The sequence below is a fragment of the Sphingobium sp. EP60837 genome (genome assembly GCF_001658005.1).
GTDB lineage: Bacteria > Pseudomonadota > Alphaproteobacteria > Sphingomonadales > Sphingomonadaceae > Sphingobium > Sphingobium tyrosinilyticum.
Genome location: NZ_CP015986.1, coordinates 2290666 through 2305579, shown reverse-complemented (window position 1 = coordinate 2305579; position 14914 = coordinate 2290666). Strand labels below are relative to the sequence as shown.

At 60.7% G+C, this 14914-nt stretch carries 17 protein-coding genes; 8 read left to right on the top strand and 9 right to left on the bottom strand.

What is annotated here, in order from left to right; genetic code table 11:
* Window positions 1-73 precede the first annotated feature (73 nt).
* Complete coding sequence (locus EP837_RS11220) at window positions 74-697, bottom strand: response regulator transcription factor (protein ID WP_066527528.1); 624 nt, start codon at window positions 695-697, stop codon at window positions 74-76.
* A gap of 68 nt (window positions 698-765) precedes the next feature.
* Entirely contained in the window at window positions 766-1335 is a 570-nt protein-coding gene (locus EP837_RS11215) for a PilZ domain-containing protein (protein WP_066527525.1), read from the bottom strand.
* A 249-nt stretch (window positions 1336-1584) separates the two neighbouring features.
* Between EP837_RS11215 and EP837_RS11210 the strand changes: the two genes are divergently transcribed.
* Window positions 1585-2001: a BLUF domain-containing protein gene (locus EP837_RS11210; RefSeq protein ID WP_066527522.1), complete on the top strand. Its 417-nt coding sequence runs from the start codon at window positions 1585-1587 to the stop codon at window positions 1999-2001.
* A gap of 152 nt (window positions 2002-2153) precedes the next feature.
* On the opposite strand, the gene EP837_RS11205 is transcribed toward EP837_RS11210, so the two are convergent.
* The 5 genes from EP837_RS11205 to EP837_RS11185 form a co-directional block, all read right to left on the bottom strand.
* Entirely contained in the window at window positions 2154-2702 is a 549-nt protein-coding gene (locus EP837_RS11205) for a hypothetical protein (RefSeq protein ID WP_066529267.1), read from the bottom strand.
* 346 nt (window positions 2703-3048) lie between these two features.
* Window positions 3049-3408: a winged helix-turn-helix domain-containing protein gene (locus tag EP837_RS11200; RefSeq protein WP_066527512.1), complete on the bottom strand. Its 360-nt coding sequence runs from the start codon at window positions 3406-3408 to the stop codon at window positions 3049-3051.
* A 40-nt stretch (window positions 3409-3448) separates the two neighbouring features.
* Window positions 3449-3697 carry a hypothetical protein gene (locus tag EP837_RS11195; protein WP_066529265.1) on the bottom strand — a complete coding sequence of 83 codons (249 nt, stop codon included), beginning with the start codon at window positions 3695-3697 and terminating at the stop codon, window positions 3449-3451.
* 95 nt (window positions 3698-3792) lie between these two features.
* The gene (locus tag EP837_RS11190; protein WP_066527509.1) at window positions 3793-4026 is read right to left on the bottom strand and encodes a hypothetical protein; all 234 of its coding nucleotides are present in this window, start codon (window positions 4024-4026) and stop codon (window positions 3793-3795) included.
* Between the two features lie 327 nt (window positions 4027-4353).
* A complete protein-coding gene (locus tag EP837_RS11185) occupies window positions 4354-4701 on the bottom strand; it encodes a UrcA family protein (RefSeq protein ID WP_066527503.1) in 348 nt (115 codons plus the stop codon).
* A gap of 458 nt (window positions 4702-5159) precedes the next feature.
* Between EP837_RS11185 and uvrA the strand changes: the two genes are divergently transcribed.
* The 7 genes from uvrA to EP837_RS11150 all read left to right on the top strand — a co-directional run bounded on the left by uvrA (window position 5160) and on the right by EP837_RS11150 (window position 12456).
* Window positions 5160-8075, top strand: a complete 2916-nt coding sequence (uvrA, locus tag EP837_RS11180; protein ID WP_066527502.1) for an excinuclease ABC subunit UvrA — start codon at window positions 5160-5162, stop codon at window positions 8073-8075.
* 27 nt (window positions 8076-8102) lie between these two features.
* On the top strand, window positions 8103-8906 hold the full coding sequence (locus EP837_RS20505) for an AAA family ATPase (protein WP_082919619.1): 804 nt from the start codon (window positions 8103-8105) through the stop codon (window positions 8904-8906).
* Entirely contained in the window at window positions 8861-10213 is a 1353-nt protein-coding gene (locus EP837_RS11170) for an AAA family ATPase (RefSeq protein ID WP_066527493.1), read from the top strand. Before EP837_RS20505 ends, EP837_RS11170 begins: the two co-directional genes overlap by 46 nt.
* A gap of 159 nt (window positions 10214-10372) precedes the next feature.
* Window positions 10373-11401 (top strand): hypothetical protein, encoded by a 1029-nt coding sequence (locus EP837_RS11165; protein ID WP_066527491.1) that lies wholly within the window; start codon window positions 10373-10375, stop codon window positions 11399-11401.
* A gap of 191 nt (window positions 11402-11592) precedes the next feature.
* A complete protein-coding gene (locus EP837_RS11160; RefSeq protein WP_066527489.1) occupies window positions 11593-11805 on the top strand; it encodes a cold-shock protein in 213 nt (70 codons plus the stop codon).
* Window positions 11806-11881: 76 nt separating this feature from the next.
* Window positions 11882-12082, top strand: a complete 201-nt coding sequence (locus tag EP837_RS11155) for a hypothetical protein (protein ID WP_066527486.1) — start codon at window positions 11882-11884, stop codon at window positions 12080-12082.
* A gap of 137 nt (window positions 12083-12219) precedes the next feature.
* The gene (locus EP837_RS11150; protein WP_066527485.1) at window positions 12220-12456 is read left to right on the top strand and encodes a hypothetical protein; all 237 of its coding nucleotides are present in this window, start codon (window positions 12220-12222) and stop codon (window positions 12454-12456) included.
* A gap of 686 nt (window positions 12457-13142) precedes the next feature.
* On the opposite strand, the gene EP837_RS11145 is transcribed toward EP837_RS11150, so the two are convergent.
* Window positions 13143-14075, bottom strand: a complete 933-nt coding sequence (locus tag EP837_RS11145) for an electron transfer flavoprotein subunit alpha/FixB family protein (protein ID WP_066527481.1) — start codon at window positions 14073-14075, stop codon at window positions 13143-13145.
* Complete coding sequence (locus EP837_RS11140) at window positions 14072-14821, bottom strand: electron transfer flavoprotein subunit beta/FixA family protein (protein ID WP_066529263.1); 750 nt, start codon at window positions 14819-14821, stop codon at window positions 14072-14074. The genes EP837_RS11145 and EP837_RS11140 overlap by 4 nt, the downstream gene beginning before the upstream one ends.
* Window positions 14822-14914: the final 93 nt, after the last annotated feature.

Sequence of the window (14914 nt, the reverse complement as noted above, 5' to 3'; positions counted from 1 at the left end):
CCCGGACTCGATCCGGGGTCCGGCTTAGCCTGTCGATCCAAGCCAGCAACAGATTGCGTCAGCATCACACAGCTCACGATCGCAGCGAATCTTCCCGCACCAAGCTGCACATCGAAACCGCCTCTGAAAAGCGCCTGACGCCACATTTTTTCATTATGCGTGCGCGATATGTCTCCACCGTTCTCAGGGTTAGATGAAAGCGATCGGCAATGACTCTATTGTCAGCTTCTGTTTGTGCAGCTTGCAGGATATCAATTTCCCTGGCTGTCAGACTCTGAAGACAATTTTTTGCGCGAATTTTTTCCTGGTGCCGTTCTGCCCTGGCGGGGACGAGTGAACATGCTTGCTCTATAGTCGCCAATAATATCTTGTCGGAAAATGGCTGCTCTATGAAATCATCGGCGCCTTTTTTGATGACTTGGACGACCGTCCGCATGTCAGCCGTCGATGATGTCATGATGAGGGGAATATCTCTTCGCGTGGAAAGCAAATCCTCGAGAACCGCAGTTCCCTTCATATCGGGAAGATCCAGATCCACGATGCACACCCCGGCAGGGAGGAAGCTCAACGACTGAACGAAGTCGCTGCCATTCACGAAAGGTGTTGGCTGATAGCCTAATGCAGAAAGCTTTTTGACCAATGCCCGGCGCATGTCGCCGTCGCTAAGGACGATGAAGACAGGGCACGTGGCGGTCATCGCGATTTAGTATCTCTCCCCGCGCCCGAACGCGCATATCGGCTTTCGGTTCCCGGCTGGACCGGCTGTTAAATCCCTCGTTCGAAAAAGAGGCCCACCATGCCCCCGCTCGACCATTGGACGCGTCCCATTCGGACCTTATGGTCACGGCTCTTCACAAGGACTCTTGTTCCCTCTCTCAAGGCATGGGTCTCGATCATCATACCTTCGGCGGACATGTTCCGAATTGTTCCAACCATGACGGGCGCCGATGTCACCAAAGTGGCCCGCAAGTCCACCGTGATGCGCGACTCCCTTGGTTCCTGGTCGCCGGTCAAATGCTCCATCAGCGTATCCTGGCCCGAAAGCCATAATAGCGGCTCTTCCATCAGCAAGCCGCATCGATCACCATGCGTCCATCGCACTTCGGCGGTTAGAAATTCCTCGGCATTGAAGCTTATGTGGACCTGCTGTCGCAGGGACAGGTTCAAGGCGCTGCGACCGCTGATGCCGTGACTCGATACGTTGGAAATGATGAGGCTGGCTTCCTCCAGAACCGGATAAAGCAATGCGGATTTGAACACCGTCTTGCGAGGGTGCCGACGGTTGTCAGCCCCACTGTCTCCGATTTGAAATGTTTCGCCTTTAGGAGAAAACATCAATCCGCCTCCGTCCAATACGGAGCGGCCCCTAGCGCGTGCTTCTTTAAGAGGGCTGACCAGCGTGATGTCGTATTTTTACGACGAATGACCGAAATCCGCGCTTAACCATAATGGGAGTAAACAGGGCTTCTTCGATCGGCCGGACTCCTCCCCCGGGGACCGGCAAGAAGGAAGGCGAGGCGCACAAACAGGTCCCCACCTGCGCCTCGCCTTTACTACTCTTGTACAGCTGTATACCACAAGAGCATGTTCGAGCGATGGTTATATATAAGCACGAGCCAGCTGATTGATGCTGACGCTCCAGATCATGTCCGGGAAATCGTTGATATTTCCATACCGCGCAATGCGTCGTTGAGCGTTACGGGCGCACTGCTTTTTACCGGCCGGCGGTTCGCGCAATATCTTGAAGGCCCTGCTGAAGGTATCGCCGAACTTAAGCGGTCCATCCTTCAGGACCCCCGCCATCGCGATGTTCACACCATAGCAGAAGGCCCCTATGACCACCGGCGTTTCCTGACATGGTCGCTCGATTATGCGGGGCCTTCGCAATTCGTCGCATCAAAAGTGGAGGATGCGCTCACAGCGGCGTTGAACGGCAGCGAAGAGGGTATCGAAGCGCTTGCCGAAATGTTGGCTGGCTTCGCTATCGAAGGCCATAGCTGAACGCTGCCCCGTCGGTTTCCCCCTGACCCCAATATCGCAGCGTCTTCAGACCATCCAAAAAGACAAAAGCGCAACGTGCCCTTTCGGCCCGTCGCGCCCCGTCCAAAACCTCATCTAAACCCCAGCCCCCAAAAGTGGGCCAGGCTCCAAACTCAGTTCGCCTTGCTCATATCCACCTTCTCCACCCACTCCGGATAGAAGGTCGGCTCGCGGTTCGACCAGCCCACCGCGGTCGCCGCCGCCTCGCTGATCGACTGCAGCAGCGCCCGGCGTTTTTCCGGATGCAGATGCGGCAGGCTCGCCGCCGCGCAGAAAGCTCCGGGCAGCCACGGCCGGGCCCCCGCCCCCAGCAGCCGCTCGTAAAGGAACCGATAGGAGGAAAAGCTGCACAGCCTGTCCTGACCCAGGTCGAAGGCGGAAATCGTCACCAGCGGCGCCATGAACGGCTCCATCTGGTCGAGCCCGCTGTCATCGGGCACCCGCGCCTTGATCTCATCCAGCCGCCCATAGATGCGGGCCTGCGCGCGGATGCTCGCTTCCTCCACCATGTCGCGCGACCACAGCTTCATGGCGTCGCGGCGATGGAGGCCGATATCCAGCGATCGGCGGATGTAGCGCTGCGTGGCAGACGGGAAACTGGCGAATTCGCGCAATTCAGCCAGGGTGATTGCCCCGTCAGCCGGTCTTGCATTGGTGCCCATGCTCTTGCCCTCCGACTTCAAGTCGATCAGCAGAACATGCACCCATCATGGTTACTGAATGCTTAAGCGCCGGTTCCGCCGACATGCTCATGAATCATGTTTCTTTGTGCGGTGCAACATGTAAATTTTGTGAATGCGCCGAATGGAATAGCCGGACCTGCCCTCGCACCGCTGTCGTAAACAGGCCCGCTCGACATGCAGTTCAGAGGCGCCGAATAGCCTGATGTTCCAGCATCGGAGCGCAGCATACTCAAAGATGGTGATCACCGAAGCGCGGAAATTGAGACGAGAAAAGCCGCGAGCTTCTATCGTTTTCAGACCCCGACAGGCTGAATGTCGAGCGCTCCTACCCCTGCACCGGCAAAGGCTCTCCCCTCAACTGCTCCGCTAGCGCCGGCCAATGCGTACGCCCCGCAGCACTCGATACCGCCTTCTGCAGCCCGCGATACTGCGCCAACACGCTCTGCCCCAATTCCGTCAGCACCGCGCCTTCGGTCGATGTCTGCACCAGCGGCCGCGCCCAGCAACGGTTCATCACGTCCACCAGCATCCAGCAGCGGCGATAACTCATCTTTAGTTTGCGCCCCGCCGCGGAAATCGATCCCTCGCTGGCGATCGCGTCCAGCAGGTCCGCCTTGCCGGGGCCCATGGCGATCTCGTCGCCACAATAAATCTGGATTTTGATCTTCAGTGCAGGCCCGTTCATGCAGCGCTTATGCCACGCGCAAGCGAGACCGCCAACGGCGTCAGGGCCGCCGTTCGAGGACCGCCCCGATCATCTTGCGCCACACCGCCACATCGCCCGCCTGCGCCATCTGCTCATCGGGCTCCCGCAACGTGTGCAATATGGCATAGGCGTCATCCACATGCTTCTGCCAGCTCGCGTCCACCGCGCCCGACGCATGCGGATCGCTGCCCTCGCCGTTCAGGCTCAGCTGGCGTCCGGCCAGCACGCGGGCAATGCGTTCGATCGCGGGGGTCGTGGAAGTCGGCATCAACAGGGCTCCTCTCGCCGGTAAGGCGAACCGCCCGGCCATCCGCCGATCCGGTCCGCCTGTGAAGCTGATCATATCACCAATATCAGCGCCGTCTATCGCTCCGCCTTCTCCTCATCTTCATCTTCTTCATGGAAGCCCGAAGAAGGCACCGGATCGCCATGATCGCCCGGAGCGGTCGCCGCCGGCGGATCGGACGCATCCATGCTGTCCATCAGCCCCTCATCCAACTTTTCCTCATTGGTCACGGCATGGTCCTGCGCGTCGGTGGGGCGCTCGTCATGCGCCTCTTCACGGCTGTTGGGCCGGATATCGGTCTTGTCGCTCATCGCTCTCTCCTCGGCGCAAGCATCATGCGCGCCTCGCCCGATCAACGGCCAGCGCCAATCGGCGGTTCCGCGCGGGCGCCATGGAAGCCTTCCCCCACCCCGTTCGTTTCGAGCGAAGTCGAGAAACAGGCAGCACACACATGCGCTTGCCCGACTACGCTCGAACGGAACGGAGGTTAGACGCTTCCATCCATTCCGCCCGATAGTCCCTCCCCCAATCCACCCCCACCCCCGTTCGGGCTGAGCCTGTCGAAGCCCGCGCGCACCCCAAGAAAAAAGGCCCGGCAATCAACCGGACCTTCCTTCACTTATCACGGCAGGACCGTTTCAATCCGCCGAGCCAGGCACCTTGTCCTTGCTCACTTCCGCAAACTGTCCGGCATCCCGCCCCTGAGCGCTCGCAATCGCGGCAGCCATAGGCTCCCGAACATGATCCAGCGCCGCCAACTGGCAGGACCGCGATTCCTGCACCGACCGCCCCGGGCACACCTTCACGGCCGCACGGCGGATGCGCAGCGTCAATTCGCGCTGGTCCGCCTTTTTCGCCAGATCCAGGTCCTGATAGCCCACTTCGACGGTGCGGCCGTTGGATTCGAACGGAATACTGCTCGCCATCGCCGCCGTGCTCATCAGAGCGCAGGCGCTTACCGCAACCATCTTTGCAACAATCGACATGATTTGGGTCCCCCTATTTCAAAATGCTGCGGCCGTCGCTCTCCGGGGATCTGGCCGCGATTGAAATGGGCAGGCTGGGACCCGTCAGTCCTCCCCATCAGCAAGGCGCGCCAATAAAGAGATGCAGCCCTGCTGTCGAGGCAAAAAGCCTTATTTTCGTAGCGTAAAATAGAGTCCAGCGCCCAAAAAAACGCCCCCGGCGCAAGGGATGGCCGGGGGCGTATCCGGGATGCTGTCGGGCTACCCAGGATCTCTCTTAAAGCTCGCTGATCAGGACGCCGCCGATGCGGCAAGTCCGTCACCCTTCATAGGCCCAAACAGGTTAAGGCCACTTTACCATTCGACCACCCGCCGCATGCGCGCGCCGGAAAGCATGCCCGCTTGCGAGCCACGGTCCGCTAACCCATATCCGCGCGATAAACTTGCCCCCAAAGAACAAATCTGGAACAACACGGCCCATGAGTCTCACTACGATTTCCGTGCGCGGCGCGCGCGAGCACAACCTCAAGGGCGTCGATGTCGACCTCCCGCGCGACAGCCTGATCGTCATCACCGGCCTTTCCGGCTCGGGCAAGTCCTCCCTCGCCTTCGACACAATCTATGCCGAGGGGCAGCGCCGCTATGTGGAGTCTCTCTCCGCCTACGCCCGACAGTTCCTGGAGATGATGCAGAAGCCGGACGTCGAGCATATCGACGGCCTCTCCCCCGCCATCTCGATCGAGCAGAAGACGACCAGCCGCAACCCGCGCTCGACCGTCGCGACCGTCACCGAGATCTACGACTATATGCGCCTGCTCTGGGCGCGCGTCGGCATCCCCTACTCCCCCGCGACCGGAGAGCCGATCAGCGCCCAGACCGTCAGCCAGATGGTCGATCGCGTCCTCCAGCTTCCCGAAGGCACCCGCTTCTACCTGCTCGCCCCCGTCGTCCGCGGCCGCAAGGGCGAGTATCGCAAAGAATTGGCCGAGTGGCAGAAGGCGGGCTACACCCGCGTCCGCATCGACGGCGAAATGTATCTGATCGAGGACGCCCCCGCCCTCGACAAGAAATATAAGCATGACATCGAAGTCGTCGTCGACCGCCTCGCCGTGGACGCGGACATGTCCACCCGCCTGGCGGACAGCTTCGAACAGGCGCTGAAGCTCGCCGACGGCCTCGCCTATATCGACCTCGCCGATGGCGTCGTTCCCGGCCGCGAGGATGAAGCCGAATCCACCGGCAAAATGAAGAACGCAGGCATCCCCGCCAACCGCATCGTCTTCAGCGAAAAATTCGCCTGCCCCGTCTCGGGCTTCACCATCCCCGAGATCGAACCGCGCCTCTTCTCCTTCAACGCCCCGCAAGGCGCCTGCCCCGCCTGCGATGGCCTCGGCGAGCGGCAGGAGTTCGACCCCGAACTGGTCGTCCCCAACGAGCATCTCACCCTCAAAAAGGGCGCCATCGTCCCCTGGGCCAAGTCCAACCCGCCTAGCCCCTATTATATGCAGGTCCTCGGCTCGCTCGCGAAGGAGTTCGGCTTCACCCTCGACAAGCCTTGGATCGACTTGCCGCCGGAGGTGAAGGTCATCATCCTCCACGGCACCGCCGGTAAGCCCGTCACCCTGCGCTTCGTCGACGGCAAGAAGTCCTACGAGGTCAAAAAGCCCTTCGAAGGCGTCATCGGCAACCTCAACCGCCGCCTGCTCCAGACCGAATCCGCCTGGATGCGCGAGGAACTCAGCAAGTACCAAACCGCCATGCCCTGCGAGACATGCCACGGCGCCCGCCTCAAGCCCGAAGCCCGCGCCGTCAAGATCGCGGGCGAGGACATCTCCATGTCCACCCGCCGCTCGGTGGTCGATGCGCTCGGCTTCTTCTCCACCCTCCCCGCGCAGCTCAACGACCAGCAGAACCAGATCGCCAAGGCCATCCTCAAGGAAATCGTCGAGCGCCTCGGCTTCCTCAACAATGTCGGCCTCGACTATCTCAACCTCGACCGCACCAGCGGCACGCTGTCGGGCGGCGAGTCCCAGCGCATCCGCCTCGCTTCCCAGATCGGCAGCGGCCTGTCGGGCGTCCTCTACGTCCTCGACGAGCCCAGCATCGGCCTGCACCAGCGCGACAATGACCGCCTGCTCATTACCCTCAAGCGCCTGCGCGACCTCGGCAACACCGTCATCGTCGTGGAGCATGACGAGGACGCGATCCGCACCGCCGACTATATCGTCGACATGGGACCGGGCGCCGGCGTCCATGGCGGCACCATCGTCGCCCAAGGCAGCCTCAACGAACTGCTCGCCCACCGCGACAGCCTGACCGCGGACTATCTGAACGGCACCCGCCGCATCGAAGTCCCGACCAAGCGCCGCAAGGGCAATGGCAAGAAGCTCACCGTCCACAACGCCCGCGCCAACAATCTGCAAGGCGTCACGGCCAGCATCCCGCTCGGCACCTTCACCTGCATCACCGGCGTGTCAGGATCGGGCAAGTCCAGCTTCACCATCGACACCCTCTACGCCGCGTCAGCCCGCGCCCTCAACGGCGCGCGCATCGTCGCAGGCCCGCATGACAAGGTCACCGGCCTTGAACATTGCGACAAGGTGATCGACATCGACCAGTCGCCCATCGGCCGCACCCCGCGCTCCAACCCGGCGACCTATACGGGAGCCTTCACCAACATCCGCGACTGGTTCGCGGGCCTCCCCGAAGCGCAGGCGCGCGGCTACAAGCCCGGCCGCTTCAGCTTCAACGTCAAGGGCGGCCGCTGCGAAGCCTGCCAGGGCGACGGCGTGCTCAAGATCGAGATGCACTTCCTCCCCGACGTCTATGTCACCTGCGACGTCTGCCACGGCGCGCGCTACAATCGCGAAACGCTGGAGGTGAAGTTCAAGGGCCACAGCATCGCCGACGTTCTCGACATGACGGTCGAGGACGCGGTGGAATTCTTCAAGGCCGTCCCCCCCATCCGCGACAAGATGGCGATGCTCGCCGAAGTCGGCCTCGGCTATATCAAGGTCGGCCAGCAGGCCACCACCCTGTCCGGCGGCGAAGCCCAGCGCGTCAAGCTCGCCAAGGAACTCTCCCGCCGCGCCACCGGCCAGACCCTCTACATATTGGACGAGCCCACCACCGGCCTCCACTTCGAAGACGTCCGCAAACTGCTCGAAGTCCTCCACGCCCTAGTCGAACAGGGCAACAGCGTGGTTGTGATCGAGCATAATCTGGACGTCATCAAGACCGCCGACTGGATCATCGACATGGGACCGGAAGGCGGCGTCAAAGGCGGCGAAGTCGTCGCCGAAGGCACGCCCGAAAAGGTCGCGAAGAACGCCCGGAGCTTTACCGGGCGCTATCTCGCGCCGTTGTTGGGGTTGGAGGCTGTGGCGGCGGAGTAGCAATCGATTTGGTCTGAAGGGGGAACTATGAAGATCGACAGCATAACAATAGAAAATTTTCGTGGAATTCGACGTGTTGCTGCTCAAGATCTCGGCGATACCATTATAATAGCGGGGCAAAATGGGTCCGGGAAATCATGTATTTTTGATGCCATTCGACTATTGAAGTCCGTATATGGCGGATACCAACAAAACGAATGGCAGAACTGGTTAGGCGAGTTCTCAATTGCGCCGAACGCTACAGGTGAAAGCCTGAAGGGGATGTTTAATGATCCCACTAGACCAATATTGATTGAATGTCAGTTTAGTTTAGAAGATTCTGAAAAGAATTTCGTTACGCGAAACGCGGCTGAACTGTTAACTGACGCAATTTGGCGGACAATATTGCCCGAGGCTTTCCAATTTGGCGCTTATCGCCTCGCGCTATTTGCGAGCCAGTTTCGGGAGAAAGAGCCAGAAGTACGCGCTCGCGTTGAGGCAGAACTCCCTGCTCTGCTTGCCGAGTTGGCCCAACCTCAGATTATTGGCCGAGTGTCGGTCCCAGTAGGTGGCAGCATCATGCTGCACCCATCTCAGATATTGTCTGTTGTCTTCACTACATATCGACCGCAGGAAATTGGCGTAGTCGACTATCACGGCGCGCAACGTCATTATGGTCGGGAATTGGTTCAAGCCGTCAACATCAGTTTGGATCATCGCAGCATCAACGTCAACACGCGCTTTACAATTATTCAAACAAATACAATAACGTCAAAAGCGAGCTTGCGGCAAGCTACGTCAAAGAAATGTTCGCACAACAGGCTGGTGGAGAAGCCAGCCATGTTGGAATGACGCAGACGATGAAGGAGCTGTTCCAGACATTTTTCCCTGATAAGGAATTTAAGGGGCCTACGCCAACGTCCGACGGAAACTTGAGCTTTCCTGTTATTACCGGCGCCGGAACGACGCATGATCTCGATGATTTGAGCGCGGGCGAGAAAGAGATTTTGTATGGTTACTTGAGAATACGAAATTCAGCTCCGAAGTACTCCATCATTCTTCTGGACGAACCCGAATTACACTTAAATCCTAGACTAATCAGGAACCTACCTGAATTCTACCGCAAGCACCTTGGTCAGGCGCTGAATAATCAGATTTGGCTCGTTTCTCATTCTGACGCCTTGCTCCGCGAAGCCGTGGGGAAGCCCGGCTTTGACGTTTTTCATATGCAACCTGTCTCTCTTCAGAATTCAGCGGGCCACATCACTCCTGTCGTCGGGTATAATCAGCTAAAGCCTCTTAGCGCGACAAAAGATGTCGACATCGCTCTGACCGATCTCGTTGGCGACTTGGCAACATACGAGCCAGGACGGAAAGCTATCATTTTTGAGGGCGGAGGTGACACAGATTTTGATCAATCGATGACATTAAGGCTGTTTCCGGAAATCGGTAAGAAAATAAACCTGATCTCTGGCAGCAACAAATCTAAGGTCAAAGCACTTCACGAGGTACTGAATCGCGCCTATGAAAGAGGAGACTTGAAGACCTCATTCTTTGCTATTGTTGACAAAGGTTTTGAAGAAGCAGATGAATCCTCTCGGGCGATAAAACGATACACTTGGAACGTGTATCACATAGAAAATTACCTTCTTCATGAAGAATCTATTTGCCATGTGGTTAATTCTCTCTCTGCCACTAACACCCTTACTCCTGAGAAGGTAATTGAAGATTTGCGGTCTGCCGCGAGAGAAACTGTGCCGTTTGCCGTCAGGCACAGTGTGAATGAGTTTGTTAGCCAGCATTTGATCCGATCTATTGATTTAAAGTCGGATCCGGCCGCAGGTGATTTCACCCGAGAAATTTTGTTGGCAGCAGATCGCTCTTTGGATCGCCTGTCAAAACTGCGGGATGGCACCCTGTCTGATGAAGCCGTCCGAGGGTTCGAACGATCCACCAGAGAGCAGATCGAACAAGCCTTCGCAGATGGAAGCTGGCGCGCACGCTTGCCCGGACGTGATATATTGCGAGCATATGCTTCCAAGCTCCCGAATGGGATATCCTATGAAGTGCTCCGCAACATGATTTTGTCCAGAATGGTTGACACCGGCTATCGGCCTGAAGGCATGATAAGCGTCATAAACGAAATAATAGCGGCTTAATCTCGCACTGCCTGGTATTCGCCGGAAAGGCGATGCCAGGCACACCAACCATCATGATTTGTAAACCGCCCCCGCCGCATGTTCCCATTTTGTTCTGTCCTACAACCCCTCTCCTGACATATCCTCCCGGCAAAGCCACCTAACGAAAAGGGCCTTGCCATGACCTGCCAATTCCCTCCTCTCCCCACGCCCGCGCAGCAAATCCGCGCCGACGGCTGGAGCCCCGCGCGGCAGCGGACCTTCCTTGAAACCCTCGCCGCCACCGGCATCATCCGCACGGCCTGCGACGCCGCCGCCATCACCACGCGCTCGGCTTACGCCTTACGCATCCGCCGCGACGGCGCGGCCTTTCGCCTCGGCTGGGACGCGGCCATCCTCATCGCGCGCGCGCGCCTCGCCGATGATCTGCTCGCCCGCGCCCTCACCGGCCATGAGGAAGTGATCCGCAAGGACATGGACGCAGGCGAAATCACCCGCCACCGCCACGACAACCGCCTCGCCATGTCGATGCTCTCGCGCCTCGACCGCATGGCCGACAGCCCGCCCGAGGGGTCCGACGCCGCGCTCGCCCGCGTCGTGGCGCAGGATTTCGCCGCCTATCTCGACCTCATCTGCCCGGAGCAGCGGATGCCGGATCAGGCGATGGAACTGGCGGCGGCGGAGGCGGATCGCCTCGGCTTGGCGTCCCCCGGCGGCGAACCCCTGGCGCTCGACGGGGAAGAGGCCGGGCTGCTCGACGCCGCCTCATCGGATGCGCCGCTTGGCCTTGAACAGACCGCCACCGCACTGTCGCCGGGCGCGTCCGCCGCGCTTTTCGTCGCCGCGCGGATGGCGCTGAGCGGGCGCGACAAGGCTCAGCCCTACCCCCTCGATGACCGGTGTGAACTTCGCCTGCCGCCGGTCGATCGCGCGACCCTTCCGCCTGCTCAGGCCGCCGCCCGCCTGCGCGGCATATGGTGGGACGAGGAAAGGGAAGCCTGGCGCACCGACTATCCCGCGCCGCCGGATTTCGACGGCGATGAAAGCGACGACATATACGACATCGACGGCTATGAGCGCGACCTGACGCCGCAGGAGGAAGACGCGCTCGCCGCGCGGCAGGCCCTGCAGCGCCGCCCCTATGAGGATGCCGCGGCCCGCGCCCGCGACGTCTTTTTCGGCTTTGCGGCGCTGGATGGATCGGGCTGAAGGCTGGCCGATCACGGCCAGCGGATGGGGTAGCCCTTGCTATTCCGCGCCCCGGGGCCCATATGGGCGCTGCTACAGTCGCAAATCGACGGTCTTTCGGCGCTTTGCGGCACCAAACTTCCTTCTTTCCCTGCCCCTCTAGCGCAAGGCCCGTCCACACGGGGCGCGCCGCACGAAAGAAGGAATACCCAATGAGCATCGTCGGAACCGTCAAATTCTTCAACGCCGACAAGGGCTATGGCTTCATCGCTCCCGATGACGGCAGCCCGGACGCTTTCGTCCACATCTCGGCCGTGGAACGCGCTGGCCTCGCCACGCTGCGTGAAAAGGACCGTGTCTCCTATGATCTGGAGCAGGACAAGCGCGGCAAGATGGCGGCGGTGAACCTCCAGCACGCCCAATAATCGGAATGGCCGGACGCCGCTTTGATGGGCGGCGTCCGGTCCTCCCATCGTCGCCTTGCAGGAAGGGAGAAAGCCCATGACCCATCCCGACTATCGCGCGCTCGCCGCTCAGGCCCGCAGCGAAGCCGACGCCTCCTCGCTAGACAATGTGCGCAATCGCTGCCTGCGTTCGGAAGCCGCTTTCCTCACCATGGCCCATCGTCAGGATTTGGCCGACGCCAACCGCGCCCGGCGCGAAGCCGCAGCCGCCGCCGCCAAGGATGCGGAGACGGTCTGAATAAGGGGGCCCGTGCCCTCACGCCGCCTGCTGCGCTCGCCCTGTCGATTACCCAAAAGCGCCCGGAACCCAACGCCGCTCCACCTGTTATCCTGTGCAAACCCTGCCAGGACACATCCCGTAAGGAGCAAGGCACAATGATCCGTACCCTGATTTTCGGCGCGATCGCCGGTTACGTCGGCAAGAAGCTGTATGACGAAGGCAAGCTGACCGAGTTCAAGGAAGACCTCGTCTCCCGCTATCAGCAAGCCCGCAGCGACCTGTCCAACCGGACAGGCAGCAGCAGCAGCAGCCTGAGCGGCAGCGACATGTCTCCCGCGGTGACCCCAACCCCGCCGCGCCACACGCCGTCCAGCTCGCCCATCGCCAGCTGATTTCGGCGCTCAACGTCACGATATTGTAGTTCCGGCGGCTTCTCCCTCTGGCCGCTGGCCACCGCCCGCCCGGCCCGCGTCCTCCCCCTTTCGCGGCGCCGCGGCGGGTGGACTATTTCCCGCGCCAGGGCTCTCCCTCGCGATCCGTTCCGCCCGCGCAACTCATCCCAACCAGGGGTTGTTACCCTGTCAGTGACGCAGTTTTAGAAGAATATCTAATGCGCACCCCGCCTTGCCGCGACACTGCTGGCGATCCCACCAACCGCCTGCGACACCTAAAGCGACCGCTATAGCTACGACCGCCCATCCGGCCCCGTCCCGCCTATTCCGGCCGCGTCCTCGCCAACACCAACAACCGCTACCATTGCAAGGCCACGACAGCACCGCCGAACCATAGTCGGCGCAATCGCAGGCTACATCTGGGCAACATCATCGCCCGGCGGCCCCAAAACGCTGAGGCACCATCCCCTACGCAGGAGGCGCACTCGCCGACCGGGCCCTCAATCGCAACGACGTCCGCCGCGAATAACAAAAAAGGGCGCGGCCATCAGCCGCGCCCCCTTTTCAAGGGAAGCCCCTCACCACCGTTCGCCCTGAGCCTATCAAAGCGCGCACGCGGGCATGGACATCTGAATGAGGCAAGTGGCGCATTCAGCCAGCCCGAACGGAGCTGAAGGCAAAATCCCTTACAGCTTCTCCGTCAGCTCCGGCACCACCTTGAACAGGTCGCCCACTAGGCCGATGTCCGCCACCTGGAAGATCGGCGCATCCTCATCCTTGTTGATGGCGACGATGGTCTTTGAGTCCTTCATGCCCGCCAGATGCTGGATCGCGCCGGAAATGCCGACCGCGATATAGACTTCCGGCGCCACGATCTTGCCGGTCTGGCCAACCTGATAGTCGTTCGGCACATAGCCAGCGTCCACCGCAGCGCGCGAAGCGCCAACCGCCGCACCCAGCTTGTCGGCCAGCGGGAAGATCACCTGCTCGAACGTCTCTCCGTCCTTCAGCGCACGGCCACCCGACACGATCACCTTGGCGCTGGTCAGTTCCGGACGCTCTTGCTTGGCGATCTCGGCGCCGACGAAGCTCGACAGCCCCTTGTCGCCGGTGGAAGACACGGCTTCCACCGCACCCGAACCACCCTCGCGCGCCGCCTTCTCGAAGGCGGTGCCGCGAACGGTGATCACCTTCTTCGCGTCCTTCGACTTAACGGTCGCGATCGCGTTGCCGGCATAGATCGGGCGGGTGAAGGTGTCGTCGCTCTCAACCGACAGAATGTCGCTGATCTGCATCACGTCCAGCAGAGCCGCGACGCGCGGCGCGATATTCTTGCCGTTGCTGGTGGCGGGCACGACGAACGCGTCATGGCTGCCCATCAACTCAACGATCAGCGGCGCGACATTTTCAGCGAGCGCATGACCAAAGGCCGCGTCATCGGCGACATGGACCTTGCCGACGCCCGCAATCTTCGCGGCCGCCTCGCCCACGCCGCCAACGCCAGCACCAGCGACCAGCAGATGCACTTCACCCAGCTTTGCAGCGGCGGTGACGGCGGAAAGGGTCGCGTCCTTCACGGCGCCGCCCTCATGTTCAACCCAGACAAGCGCTTTCGTCATGCTGCAACTCCCAGAGCCTTGAGCTTCGCGACCAGTTCATCGACATCGGCGACCTTGACGCCAGCCGAACGCTTGGCGGGCTCAGTAACCTTCAGCGTTTCCAGACGCGGCGAAATATCGACGCCATAATCGGCAGGCGCCCTGGTCGCGAGCGGCTTGCTCTTCGCCTTCATGATGTTGGGCAGCGAGGCATAGCGCGGTTCATTGAGGCGCAGGTCGGTGGTGACGATCGCCGGGATGTTCAGCTTCACTGTCTCTAGGCCGCCATCGACTTCGCGGGTTACATCGACCTTGTCACCCGACACTTCGACCTTGCTGGCGAAGGTGCCCTGCGGCAGGTTCAGCAGAGCGGCGAGCATCTGGCCGGTCTGGTTGCTGTCGTCATCGATCGCCTGCTTGCCCAGGATGATCAGGCCAGCGCCTTCTTCTTCCTGCACCTTGGCGAGCAGCTTGGCGACGCCCAGCGGTTCGACTTCATCGTCGGTCTGGATCAGGATCGCGCGGTCCGCGCCCATGGCCAGCGCCGTGCGCAGCGTTTCCTGCGCCTTGGCGACGCCGATAGACACGGCGACGACCTCGGTCGCCACGCCCTTTTCCTTCAGGCGGATGGCTTCCTCGACAGCGATTTCGTCGAACGGGTTCATGCTCATCTTGACATTGGCCAGGTCCACGCCCGTGCCGTCAGCCTTCACCCGCGGCTTCACATTATAGTCAATGACCCGCTTCACGGGGACAAGGATCTTCATCGCAACATCCTTTCGTTTCACGCCATCGCCCGCATATGCGGACAAGGACGCAGGCGGCCCTTAAAGCCCGCCTGCGCCCCATGGTGTCTGTTT

What these genes read in the sequence shown, in the direction of transcription:
- EP837_RS11220 (WP_066527528.1), bottom strand. Translation starts at nt 697, where the DNA reads ATGACCGCCACGTGCCCTGTCTTCATCGTCCTTAGCGACGGCGACATG.
- EP837_RS11165 (WP_066527491.1), top strand. Translation starts at nt 10,373, where the DNA reads ATGACCTGCCAATTCCCTCCTCTCCCCACGCCCGCGCAGCAAATCCGC.
- EP837_RS11205 (WP_066529267.1), bottom strand. Translation starts at nt 2,702, where the DNA reads ATGGGCACCAATGCAAGACCGGCTGACGGGGCAATCACCCTGGCTGAA.
- EP837_RS11160 (WP_066527489.1), top strand. Translation starts at nt 11,593, where the DNA reads ATGAGCATCGTCGGAACCGTCAAATTCTTCAACGCCGACAAGGGCTAT.
- EP837_RS11150 (WP_066527485.1), top strand. Translation starts at nt 12,220, where the DNA reads ATGATCCGTACCCTGATTTTCGGCGCGATCGCCGGTTACGTCGGCAAG.
- EP837_RS11200 (WP_066527512.1), bottom strand. Translation starts at nt 3,408, where the DNA reads ATGAACGGGCCTGCACTGAAGATCAAAATCCAGATTTATTGTGGCGAC.
- EP837_RS11215 (WP_066527525.1), bottom strand. Translation starts at nt 1,335, where the DNA reads ATGTTTTCTCCTAAAGGCGAAACATTTCAAATCGGAGACAGTGGGGCT.
- EP837_RS11140 (WP_066529263.1), bottom strand. Translation starts at nt 14,821, where the DNA reads ATGAAGATCCTTGTCCCCGTGAAGCGGGTCATTGACTATAATGTGAAG.
- EP837_RS11145 (WP_066527481.1), bottom strand. Translation starts at nt 14,075, where the DNA reads ATGACGAAAGCGCTTGTCTGGGTTGAACATGAGGGCGGCGCCGTGAAG.
- EP837_RS11190 (WP_066527509.1), bottom strand. Translation starts at nt 4,026, where the DNA reads ATGAGCGACAAGACCGATATCCGGCCCAACAGCCGTGAAGAGGCGCAT.
- EP837_RS11155 (WP_066527486.1), top strand. Translation starts at nt 11,882, where the DNA reads ATGACCCATCCCGACTATCGCGCGCTCGCCGCTCAGGCCCGCAGCGAA.
- EP837_RS11185 (WP_066527503.1), bottom strand. Translation starts at nt 4,701, where the DNA reads ATGTCGATTGTTGCAAAGATGGTTGCGGTAAGCGCCTGCGCTCTGATG.
- EP837_RS11210 (WP_066527522.1), top strand. Translation starts at nt 1,585, where the DNA reads ATGTTCGAGCGATGGTTATATATAAGCACGAGCCAGCTGATTGATGCT.
- EP837_RS11170 (WP_066527493.1), top strand. Translation starts at nt 8,861, where the DNA reads ATGTTCGCACAACAGGCTGGTGGAGAAGCCAGCCATGTTGGAATGACG.
- uvrA (WP_066527502.1), top strand. Translation starts at nt 5,160, where the DNA reads ATGAGTCTCACTACGATTTCCGTGCGCGGCGCGCGCGAGCACAACCTC.
- EP837_RS20505 (WP_082919619.1), top strand. Translation starts at nt 8,103, where the DNA reads ATGAAGATCGACAGCATAACAATAGAAAATTTTCGTGGAATTCGACGT.
- EP837_RS11195 (WP_066529265.1), bottom strand. Translation starts at nt 3,697, where the DNA reads ATGCCGACTTCCACGACCCCCGCGATCGAACGCATTGCCCGCGTGCTG.